General features: G+C 35.9%; 10 protein-coding genes and 1 tRNA gene. 6 read left to right on the forward strand and 5 right to left on the reverse strand.

The window, feature by feature from the left end; genetic code table 11:
* The first annotated feature begins 628 nt into the window (after nt 1–628).
* Complete coding sequence (locus H0X48_02935) at nt 629–1435, forward strand: ParA family protein (protein ID MBA3954248.1); 807 nt, start codon at nt 629–631, stop codon at nt 1433–1435.
* A 25-nt stretch (nt 1436–1460) separates the two neighbouring features.
* On the forward strand, nt 1461–2084 hold the full coding sequence (locus H0X48_02940; GenBank protein MBA3954249.1) for a hypothetical protein: 624 nt from the start codon (nt 1461–1463) through the stop codon (nt 2082–2084).
* A gap of 111 nt (nt 2085–2195) precedes the next feature.
* Here H0X48_02940 and H0X48_02945 read toward each other — a convergent pair whose 3' ends face one another.
* Nucleotides 2196–3779 carry an ATP-binding protein gene (locus tag H0X48_02945; GenBank protein MBA3954250.1) on the reverse strand — a complete coding sequence of 528 codons (1584 nt, stop codon included), beginning with the start codon at nt 3777–3779 and terminating at the stop codon, nt 2196–2198.
* A gap of 186 nt (nt 3780–3965) precedes the next feature.
* Between H0X48_02945 and H0X48_02950 the strand changes: the two genes are divergently transcribed.
* Nucleotides 3966–4544 carry a hypothetical protein gene (locus tag H0X48_02950; protein MBA3954251.1) on the forward strand — a complete coding sequence of 193 codons (579 nt, stop codon included), beginning with the start codon at nt 3966–3968 and terminating at the stop codon, nt 4542–4544.
* 54 nt (nt 4545–4598) lie between these two features.
* Here H0X48_02950 and H0X48_02955 read toward each other — a convergent pair whose 3' ends face one another.
* The gene (locus H0X48_02955; protein ID MBA3954252.1) at nt 4599–6119 is read right to left on the reverse strand and encodes an Rne/Rng family ribonuclease; all 1521 of its coding nucleotides are present in this window, start codon (nt 6117–6119) and stop codon (nt 4599–4601) included.
* A gap of 174 nt (nt 6120–6293) precedes the next feature.
* Here H0X48_02955 and H0X48_02960 point away from each other — a divergent pair, with 174 nt between their 5' ends.
* Nucleotides 6294–6932, forward strand: coding sequence for an OmpA family protein (locus H0X48_02960; GenBank protein MBA3954253.1), 639 nt, complete (start codon nt 6294–6296; stop codon nt 6930–6932).
* Between the two features lie 104 nt (nt 6933–7036).
* Nucleotides 7037–8104 (forward strand): HD domain-containing protein, encoded by a 1068-nt coding sequence (locus H0X48_02965; GenBank protein MBA3954254.1) that lies wholly within the window; start codon nt 7037–7039, stop codon nt 8102–8104.
* A gap of 265 nt (nt 8105–8369) precedes the next feature.
* Here the strand turns inward: H0X48_02965 and mnmE are convergent, their stop codons facing one another.
* The 3 genes from mnmE to H0X48_02980 form a co-directional block, all read right to left on the reverse strand.
* Nucleotides 8370–9749 carry a tRNA uridine-5-carboxymethylaminomethyl(34) synthesis GTPase MnmE gene (gene mnmE, locus H0X48_02970; protein ID MBA3954255.1) on the reverse strand — a complete coding sequence of 460 codons (1380 nt, stop codon included), beginning with the start codon at nt 9747–9749 and terminating at the stop codon, nt 8370–8372.
* 16 nt (nt 9750–9765) lie between these two features.
* The gene (locus H0X48_02975; GenBank protein ID MBA3954256.1) at nt 9766–10449 is read right to left on the reverse strand and encodes a hypothetical protein; all 684 of its coding nucleotides are present in this window, start codon (nt 10447–10449) and stop codon (nt 9766–9768) included.
* 126 nt (nt 10450–10575) lie between these two features.
* Nucleotides 10576–10651 (reverse strand) — tRNA-Gly (locus H0X48_02980).
* Nucleotides 10652–10718: 67 nt separating this feature from the next.
* Between H0X48_02980 and H0X48_02985 the strand changes: the two genes are divergently transcribed.
* Nucleotides 10719–11203, forward strand: a 485-nt coding sequence (locus tag H0X48_02985; protein MBA3954257.1) for a hypothetical protein, incomplete at its 3' end; no start/stop codon positions are given.

Below are 11203 nucleotides of genomic sequence, written 5' to 3' on the forward strand. Positions count from 1 at the left end.
AAAAGCATGTTTTTGTGCGTAGTAGATAAGGTAATAAAAAGCATAAACCAGTTGTTAACAGGTATTTCTACCATAAACATAAAGTACTTTTACGTATGTAATAGAGCCTGTTGCTAGTATTTATAGTAATAACCACAACGTATACAAACCCTGTATTATAAGTGAAAATGCTTTTGTAGTTTACCCAGTTAATCAGGCTGATGTTTGTCTTTTTTGTATTTATGATAACTACACTAACGCTTACAAAGGCCACCAATCGGCCATTTATTCTTTTACATAAATATATCTAATGTCTTTATTTAGCCCTATTTTAGGTAATACATTAATTGGTGTAATGGTACTCAATAGATACTATTTATGCTTTAAACACTTATAGATTAAATACCTTAAATGTTTGTATACCTTACTATAAGGGTATTACTGTTATTGTAACTATTGGCAGGAAAACAGATGTATACGGGCTTTTAAGTAAGGGATATAATAGATTCTTTACAGATATTACGGCTGTAACTGCTTAGGGTAATAATACTGTTAAAGGTATGCTTTAAAAGTTTTATCATAAATGTTGTTAAACCTGTTATTGGTGTGATAGCATACACCTATATAAGATGAAAACAGAAGGGTAGTTATGAGAAGAATTGCAATTATCAATCAAAAGGGTGGTAGTGGAAAAACTACTACTACAGTTAACTTAGCGGCAGCTTTAGCTTTAAAAAAACGCAAAGTGCTTGTAATAGACTTAGATCCTCAAGCATCTACTTCGTTATGGTTTGGTATGACCAATAACGATCGTGGGTTACTAAGATTATTTACTGAAGATATTTCTATTAATACCATTATTTTGCCTACAACTATTGAAGGTCTAAGTGTTATTCCTGCATCTTCGTGGCTTTTTGGTTTAGAAAAAGCTCTTGCTAATGAGTTTGGTGCAGAAACTATTTTAAGGCAACGCTTACAAGCAGTTGATAAGTCAATCGATTATATACTTATAGATTGTCCTCCTACGCTTGGTATTTTAACCGTTAACGCCTTAACTTCATGTGACGAAGTAATTGTGCCGGTTGAAGCACGTATTATGGCTCTTGCAGGACTAGTGCAACTATTACAAACAGTTGAAATTATTAAAAGCAGACTTAATAGCATGCTTAAAATATCAGGTATAGTAGCTTGTCGTGTTGATTGCCGTACCAAGCATTCAAAAGAGATAGTTGAAGAATTGCGTAGTAAGTTTAAAGATCTTGTGTACAAAACAGCAATTAGAGAAAATGTAAAGCTTGCAGAAGCTCCTTCATTTGGTCTACCTATTATGGAGTATGATAGTGAAAGCAATGGAGCTAAAGATTATAATGCTCTAGCTGATGAAGTTATTCATCAAGAGCAGTTTAGGCTTTCTCATACGTTACTCAAGATGCAAACAGCTATGCAAAGCTTATAATTTTTTTAAAGACGAAAGTGGCACTATGAAGCAGTCGCGCCAAAAAACCATTGGTATCAATCCACTAGAATTATATTTATCAGGAGCGCAACCCTATACACAAGAAGGCTCCCCTGAGCAGTTAGCAGCTCAAACACAAGAAATTATTCAAGAGTTGCAAGCTCAAGCACCGCAAGAAATACCCGTTCAACAAGCTCATGTAAGCCCAGCTATTGAAGTTTTAGAGTGTAAGCCTACAGTAACAGTAAATCAAGATGCTCTGGAAGTTACACAAGCTCCTTGTGTAGATTTTGCTCCAGCTGCTTGTCAACAAGCTCAACAAACTGTTAACACTTGCACGGTCCAAGATGTGCCCAAACAGGTTGTTTATACTGAGTCTCATGCAACTACGATAATTGATGAGCTTCATGCCCAAGAGCTTAACATAGAAGATCATACGAGCTCTAAAAAGCAGCGAGTAACTATACATATACCCGAAGAGCTTATAGATAAAGTTAAAAATGCAGTTTATTGGGAACCAGGACTTACCCTTGCAGGTTTTGCTCAGTACGCTTTAGCGCGTACGCTTGAGCAATTTGAGCATGAGCGAGGAGCACCTTTTCCTGATCGTAAAACACGCCAACTACGTGGTGGTCGTCCCATTAAATAAGTTTTTAATGTAATAAAGCAATTCATCTCCTACTTTTAGAAAATAGAGGATGAGTTGCTTTATTGTGTATGAACATATTTTAATAAGCGGTGGTTATCTATAACAAGACCATTAGATAAATGAACAAAGTGTATCGGCACGTATACTATCTTTGATAATCCATTCTTTTATATTTCTATTTTGGGTGCTAAAGCTTGCTCCAACAAGTACTATATGTTTAGTAGAGTGGAGATACTTTTGGTAATACTGTTTATCTTCTATTTGTGCAAGGGCAATTGTTGCTGATTGATCTAGTTTAAATTCAAAAATATAGATATGAGAGGTGGTTTCTATAACAGCATCAATTCTGCCTTTATTGGTAGTAACTTCAGCATGTGTATAAGCACCTATAAGCGTTACAATAACATAGAAAATAGATTGGTAATATTTCTCTTGAGCAAGCTGCATATTATAAGGAATAGCAGCAAAAAATATTTGAAGAGTCGAGAAAAAAAGGTCAAGGTTGTTTTGCTTAAGTGCTTGAGTAAGCTTAAAAATATTGTTGCTAAAAAGTGAAACAGAAGTTGTTGTTAAGCTATTTACAAAGTAGTATAAAAATGAAATCTTAGTCTCTTCATTGGGATAACGTAGTTGATAATTACGTGTTTGCTCATTATAACTATTAATAGTTAAATAGCCTGTTTGTAGAAGAAGTGTAATAACGTCTATATGATCAATATCAAAAGATCCCATTTCTAAGGCACTAATTTCCGCATGTTCAATAGCTTCTATGGGGTAGTCTTTTGCTTTTATAAGCTGTACTAAAAATGATGGTGTCCCTGTTTCAAACCAATAGTTAAGCAATTGGCCACTTGAAAGGTACAGTAAAACCGAATAAGGATTATATACTTTTATTGGTGTTTGAGAAAATTGATAGCCATTATACCAAGCTTTAATAGTTTCACGTAGAGTGTCGTAAGATACTCCCTGACTTTGAGCAGTCCTAGTTATAATACTTTTAAAATAGGTATCAATTTCTTTATGTGTGTAACCTAAAAGCGCAGATGCTAAAGAATTTAACGTTAAATCTTGAAGATTGTTAAGTCCTGAGAAAACTGATGTTTTAGAAAACTTAGTTACACCTGTCATAAAGATAAAGCGTAAGTGTGCTTCCATGCTTTTTATGGTAGCATAGAAATCTCTTAAAACAGCTTGTTGAGCTTGGGCCATATCGGGGTTATGTAAGTGATCAAGTATAGGTTTATCGTACTCATCAATAAGTACTACCACTTTATTTATTTGAGAAAGCTTTTCTATAAGAGTAGATAATTTTGCACCAAGAGTAGGAGCATCAGTTAGAACAATGTTATATTTTTCAGCTAATGTAGTAAGCGTCCAAGATAAACTGATTTTTAATTCTTCTACTGTTGCATGGTCGATTCTTGAAAAGTCTAAATAGATAACAGGATATTGTTGCCAATCATAGTTGGTTGTACTAATCCATAAGTCTTTAAAAAGATGCTTATTGCCAGAAAAGAGCTCTTTAAGTGTAGAGACAAGCAGTGATTTTCCAAAGCGTCGTGGACGTGAAAGAAAATAATAATCCCCTTTAGTTCTATTAATTAAAGAATAGATATACTCTGTTTTATCAACATAAATATAATCGTCAGCAATAATCTTTTCAAACGTTTGAATTCCTAAAGGAAGTTTCTTCATAAATCTTTCCCAGTCACTGCTCAAGATCATCTTTTTGATCATGGCTTGAAACGCGACAGTATGCTATAATAGTAAAATCTGATTAACAATATACAAGTAAATTTAAATAAGCTCAAGCATACAGTTATCGAACCCTAAGGCACTTTGCTTTGGGGATCTTTTTTTTTAATCTAGCGGAGAAAAAATATGATCAAAAAGTTAGCTTTTGTAACTACTAATACGGGGAAATTTGCAGAGGTTAAGCGTTGGCTTAACCAGTTTGAACCGTCTATTGAGCTTGAGCATGTTGCTTTAGATTTACCTGAAATACAGTCACTTGATGTACAAGAAATAGCTCTTGATAAAGCGCAACAAGCATGGAAAATATTACAAAAGCCGTTACTTATAGATGACGGCGGCATTTACTTAGAAAAATATTATAATTTTCCCGGGCCGTTAACTAAATATGTGTATAAAGGCATAGGATTTGAGGGCTTTTGGAAATTGGCAAGCGACGACCCGCATGCTTATTTTTTAAGTTGTTTAGTCTACAGTGACGGACCCACGTCTTTCCATATTTTTGAAGGTATTTGTAAAGGGCATATAGTAGAGCCTAAAGATGTTATTATCACTCATACACAGCTACCGTTTACTCATATTTTTGTCCCTCAAGGGTATGACAAGGTTTTTGCTGAACTTAAGTTAACACCGCTTGAAGAGCAGTTTAATCATAGAACTATCGCTATAAAAAAATTGGTGACCTGGCTTAAAGAAAATAACAGATAAAAGGGAGTTCATAGCGAACTCCCTTGTGTAATTACAGTTTGTTTGATTTGTTTTTTACCAGGGTTGCTCTAGCTTATAAGTACCCGGTGCACATTGCTCGCGGCTTATAAGCGTTATCTTGCAACGGTAATTTTTCTCTAGGTATAAAATAGAATTATACTCAGCATTAGTTATATAATTAAAGACACTTGGATGCACTGCAAGAGATATATTGCCTGTAGTTTTTTTAGTTTCAAGCTCATGTCTGAGTTTACGTAATACTGTAAAGCTTTCGTTTGGTAACGATTTGATAAAGCCCATACCATGACAGGTAGGACAATTATCAGTTAGCTGCTGAATTAACGTTTTGCCAGACCTTTTACGTGTCATTTGTACAAGGCCAAACTCTGATACTTTAAGAACAACTGATTGAAACTTATCCCGTTCTTTAAGGCTCTTTTCAAATATTCTATAGAGCTTTTGTCTGTTGCCTGAACTGGTCATATCAATAAAATCTATAACAATAAGGCCGCCAATATTGCGTAGTCTTAATTGTCGAGTAACTTCTTCAGCTGCTTCTAAATTTATTTTGAGTATTGTATCTTCAAGGCTGTTTTGACCTATATACCGTCCGGTATTAACATCAATAACGGTCATAGCTTCGGTGGTTTCTATTACAATTGAACCACCAGATTTAAGCGTTACTTTTTTTTGTAATGCTTGTTCTATTTGAGATTCAATATTAAATTTCTCAAATAAACTAGGAGGACCTTCATAATAGCGTACTTTTTGAGCTTGTTCAGGCGCTATCGTTTTAACAAACTTATAAATACGTGTTTGTGTATCTTGATTGTCGCATATAACAAGTTCAACATCATTGTCTAAATGATCCCGTATTGCTTGAAGAGAAAGATCAATGTCTTCGTAGATTTTTTCTCGGGGAGCAGCTTCTTTAAACTTTTTAGTAATTACGCTCCAAGTACTCAGTAGATAAGTAAGATCTTGTAAGATCTCGCGTGACCCTTGACCTTCAGAAGTGGTACGAATAATGGCGCCCATGCCTTCGGGTAAATGCTCTGCAAGGAGATCTTTAAGACGCTGGCGCTCTTCGCGTGATTCTATTTTTTTTGATATACCTATGCGGGGGATATTAGGCATTAATACAAGAAAACGTCCGGGCAAAGTAAAACAGGTACTTAATTTAGCGCCTTTTTCGTTTACCGGTTCTTTGCTTACTTGTACAAGTATATTTTCGCCTTCTTTAAGAATCTTGCTAATATCAAGATGTTGTCTTGTAGGCTCTGGTTTTGGATGATCTTCATCTTCAAGATCTTCTAATTGCCCGGTATTAGCCATGCGATGAATGGCAAGTTCTCGATCGATTTCTGATATATGCAAAAATCCAGCTCGCTCTTGGCCAATATCAACGAAAGCTGTTTGGATACCAGGAAGTATCTTGGTAATAACGCCTTTGTAAAAGCTGCGTTCTAGGTTCTCGGTAGTATGAGACCAAAAATAAATGTTTTGTAGTTCGTCATCTCGGGTAATTGCTACACGCGTTTGCCACGGAGAGTCGTTTATTAAAATTTTTTTCATGAGGTTCCACGATTGTTCTTAAAACAAAAAATAGGGAAAATAAAATAATCTTTTTATGCTACTTATTATACCACAGAATAATCTCTTGGTGTAATGAGGTAGCAAAAAGGGTGAAAATATGGTAAATTGCTGCCTAGAACTCATTGTATTATAATAACACTAGGGAGAAACACCGTGAATAAACAAATTATAGCTCTTGCACTTTTATTAGTAAGTATACCAGCATGTTGCAGAAGAAAAAAATCCCTTCTTGGGCCAACCTATACTGAAACATGTACTACGGTTACCGAAGAACCTACCTGCCCAAATAAACCAACTCATTTTAACGAAGATATTAATCCGTTTGAACTTGATGAAGATTCAAACCCATTTAATACTTTAGCAAATGAAGCTGATTTAAGCGAAGAAGATATGAATCTCGTTAACGCTGAAGAAACAACAAGAGATCTTCAAAAAGACAGCGCAAGCTATGGTCTAAAACGTATCTACTATGATTTTGATCAATACGACGTGCGTCCTGATCAAGAAGGGGCACTTAAGCATAATCTACAAATAGCGCGCAAACTTGCAGATAAAGGCCTTGTGCTTGTGGTAGAAGGGCATGCATGTAACTCAGCTGGATCTTCAGCATATAATATGATGCTTTCAGAAAAACGAGCTCAAGCACTTGCAGATTACTTGGTTAGCAACGGTGTAGACGAAAGTCAACTACGTGTTGTAGGTCGTGGTAGCGAATTGTGTATTATACCTTCTGGTACAAGACAACAACAAGCACCTAACCGTCGCGTTGAAGTATACGCTTATAAAGCATAAGCTCACTTTAGAAAAGGCCCTTACTATAAGGGCCTTTTTTGTTCTTATTTACTAGTATAGCATAATTATGTTATATTTGTCAATTAATATCAGGGGATACCAGTATGACTAAAAAATTACTATCTTTACTGTTTGGGGGTACTGCTGTTCTAGCTGTAGCTTTTTTCTGGTTTTCAACTCCTACGCTTTCTTTTGATACTCTTTATGGCCCAGTAACTATTAATGAACCGGTGCTGGTAAAACTTATACAAGATCCTACAATGCAGCGTCTTAAAAAAATACATCAGTATGGGGTTGATCATTACGTTATAAAACAGGAAGAAGGGCATAATAGGTTTGAGCATTCACTAGGTGTTTGGCTTTTACTGGCACGTTATAAGGCGCCTTTAAAAGAACAGATTGCAGGCTTGCTGCATGACGTATCTCATACAGTGTTTTCGCATGTTGGTGACTTTGTCTACCGTAAATCGGCCTTAGGTGACGCTTATCAAGATGATATTCACGAATCTTTTATAACCAACAGTAGTTTAATGCCTCTACTTGCAAGCTATAATTACACAGTGCAGGATATACATCACAAAAATAAACACTTTACTGCTCTTGAACCAGAACTTCCAGAAATATCTGCCGATCGTTTAGAATATAACTTATCAGATGGTTTCTTTGCAGGTCTTATAACCAAACCAGAGATTAAAACACTGCTCGATGCAGTGAAATTTGATAATAACACGTGGTATTTTACTGATACAGTGCAAGCTAAAAAGTTTGCTTTGATTTCTTTGTATCTTACTGAGCATACGTGGGGATCGCCTACAGCATTACTAATTGATACTTGGGCAGCTGAAGCTATACGACGAGCTTTAGAGCTTGGTATTATAAATCGAGATGAATTTCATCATTCAACAGATGATGCTGTGTGGCAAAAGCTTACACAATCGCAAGATTCTATTATACAAAACTTACTGACTAAGTTGCGTAACTATAAAACAGAATTTGTTTTGAATGATAAAAAGTACGATGTAGTACTAAAAGCTAAGTTTAGAGGCGTTAATCCATGGGTAAAAACTACTAATGGTCTTACCCGTTTAACTGAACTTGATGCTGATTTTAAAAAGCAGTTTGATCAGCTACGAGATCTTATGGCCAAAGGCTGGCATATCAAATTTACTTAAGCTCAAAGCGTACTAGGCTAAGAACTTATTATTAAAGTTCCTAGCCTAGTACTGCTTAAATAGATGCTTTAGTGTTTAATAGTGTATCCAGCTAGAGCTTTAGATACTTCAGTATTACTTTTTTATAATTTTTGTAGGTTTTAGTTTATAGGTCAATCATACTAACTTATAGACTTTATTGTCAATAATTTATATTTTTTTATATATTTAATTTAAAATAGAATTAATTTATTTAGTATATTGTGTTAATACTAATTAGATAAACTTATTTCCCAACGCAGAATTCTTTAAATACCATGTCCATGCCTGCTTCGCTTACTGATTTTCCTGTAAGTTCACTTACATGCTCAAGAGCATCTTTTAGATGATAAGAAACAAGCTCGTATTGTACAAACGGAACACTAAGCATAGCTACAATTTCGTGTAGTTTTTTTTCTAAACCAAGTACGAGCGTAAATTGTCTTTGATTAAGTAGAAAGGGTGATTCTAAGGCATGAAATAGAAGAGCTATTTTGTCTTCTATAAGTTGTTCAAGAGATTCTAGTGACTGGCGCGTATGAGCCGATAATACTAGAGTACGTAAAGGTACCAATGCATGATCAGTTATTTCTGGCAAATCAGCTTTATTATGCACAAGAATTATTTTGGATGCATAATCTGAAAGTAGTTTTGTATAAATAGTATGTTCTTCAGGTGTAAGTACCCGTGATCCATCAAATACTAAAATAATAATATCAGCTTTATGAGCTTCATCAAAGGAGCGTTGAATGCCCTCTTTTTCTATACTATCGGTTGTTTGACGCAGTCCAGCGGTATCAGCTAGAGTCCAGTAGTTACCATTACGATATACTCCTGATTCAATAACATCACGCGTGGTACCTGCAATAGGTGTTACTATAGATCGTTTTTGATTGAGTAACGCATTAAAAAGTGAAGATTTACCCGCATTAACCGATCCAATAAGCGCTATGCGAATACCTTGTCTTATTTGTTGCTGCTGATCGAAAGTTTTTTTTAGCTGCATTAATTGAGTAAGAAGCTCTTGGATATGTTTTTTTATTTGGACGCCAAACTCTTCTTCTTCATCAAGAAATTCAAAACTTGCTTCACACCATGCTAATGCACGAACAAGCTCTTTTTCAATAGCTACCATCCAATGGGAAAAGCTTCCTTCAAGTTGGGCGAGCGACTTTTTTAAAGCAAGTTGTGTATTGGCATGAATAAGCTCATTTATAGCTTCAGCTTGCAGAAGGTCAATTTTATTATGAGCAAAAGCTCGTTTAGTAAATTCGCCTCCATGAGCTACACGTGCACCATAAGCAATTGCTTGAGCTATAATAGCATCAATAATAAATTGATTATTATGACACGTAATCTCGATGACATCTTGGCCGGTAAAAGTTTTAGGGCCGTCCATAACGATAAAGAGTACTTGGTCAATTTTAGTGCCATAGGAATCAGTGACCCACCCGTAATGAACAGTATGGGTGGGTACTTGAATAATGCTTTTTTTGCCTGGTAAAGAAGCCATGTTGGCAACTATACTACGCGCATTTACGCCACTTAAACGAAGTAAAGCTAAAGCACCACTTCCTTGCGGAGTGCATTGAGCAATAATAGTTTCTTCGTCGCGATTGAGTAGCATAGGGATAATCTTTGTTTTACGCACCTATAAGAATAATCTTATAGCCCTTTAAAGGTCTTCTGTAGCGTTGCTTAAGCATTTGTAGATATAATGTTGCTAAGCTAGCAAAAAATTGCTTTTCTCTGTTTTTATCTTCAAAAATAGGATGAGCAAAGTTAATCTTTAAATGAAAATGGCTTGGCTCAATTGAAAATTGAACTTCAGGCTTATGCATTAAAGAAAGCGTTTGTGCTAACCATTGTTGTACATCGGTTACCATAGAATCTGACCATACAGGTGTTGTAGGTCGTGCTTGTTCTGTTTCACTTGGCTGAGTTTGATCTACAGCAGTGTTTTGAGCTAAAGATTCAGGTTGACGAGGTGCACGTGGTTGCAACGGCTTGCGCTCTTTTGGCTTATTTTCTACAGGTGCTGATGCTTGCGGTTGAGCTGCACGTGGCTCACGACGTTCGCGTTGTTGCGGCTGCTGAGCAGGTGTTGCTGATTTAGGTTTATATTTAGATGACTGAGATTCTGACTTTTGGCTTTGTGGTTCATTGAAAAAAATGCCAATTTTAGCAGAACGTACCGTCATACCAATAAAATTATGCTGCGGTTCTTCAAAGACTTTTACAGAAAAATCCTTAGGTTGACCTGCTTGCATCCACGCCTTTTCTATTGCTTTAGCAATAGTTGAAGCCTCTTCCATAATAGATTTCATGAGTTACTACCTTTAATAGTTTTTTAGTATAGACATGTGATACTACAAGTATAATAAACTATAAGTTAAGAAAAAAGACTTGGATTTAGGGACCATTATAAAATGCGACTTTGTGTGTGGGGTCTATGGAGCGGGAAACGGGACTCGAACCCGCAACCTTTGCCTTGGCAAGGCAACGCTCTACCAATTGAGCTATTCCCGCATATTGTATACGTTATAAGGTACCATAACCAAAGTATTTGTCAATAATATAATTAATAGAGGTAGAGATGATTGCACTTTTAAACGGTATTGTAAAAGAAGTTAGTTCCCAACAGATTATTCTTGATGTTAGTGGGGTAGGGTTTAATCTTTCAGTTGCTGACGAGCATGTTTTCACCGTAGGCCAAAAACAAGAGTTACAGGTCTATTTTCATTGGAATGCTGAACAAGGGCCACAACTGTTTGGCTTTACTTCTAAACTATCTAAAACGGTATTTAGTATGATAATTAGCTGCTCTGGCATAGGTCCTAAAATTGGACTGGCTGCTCTTGCTCAACTATCACCGGAAAGCTTTTTGCAAGCAATACTGCTTAACGACATTAAAATATTAAGCTCTTTAAGTGGTATCGGCACTAAAAAAGCTGAAGCTCTGGTTTTGTGTTTAAAAGACAAAGTGTCGAAACTTGATGTTACGACTGTATCTATGCCAGGATCTGAAGGCCAGACTCTTAAGTACTTTAAACAAGTTTCAGATGCTCTTTCTTCGCTTAA

The organism is Candidatus Dependentiae bacterium (assembly GCA_013821315.1).
In the GTDB taxonomy this organism is placed as follows: Bacteria; Babelota; Babeliae; order Babelales; family Babelaceae; genus JACDHA01.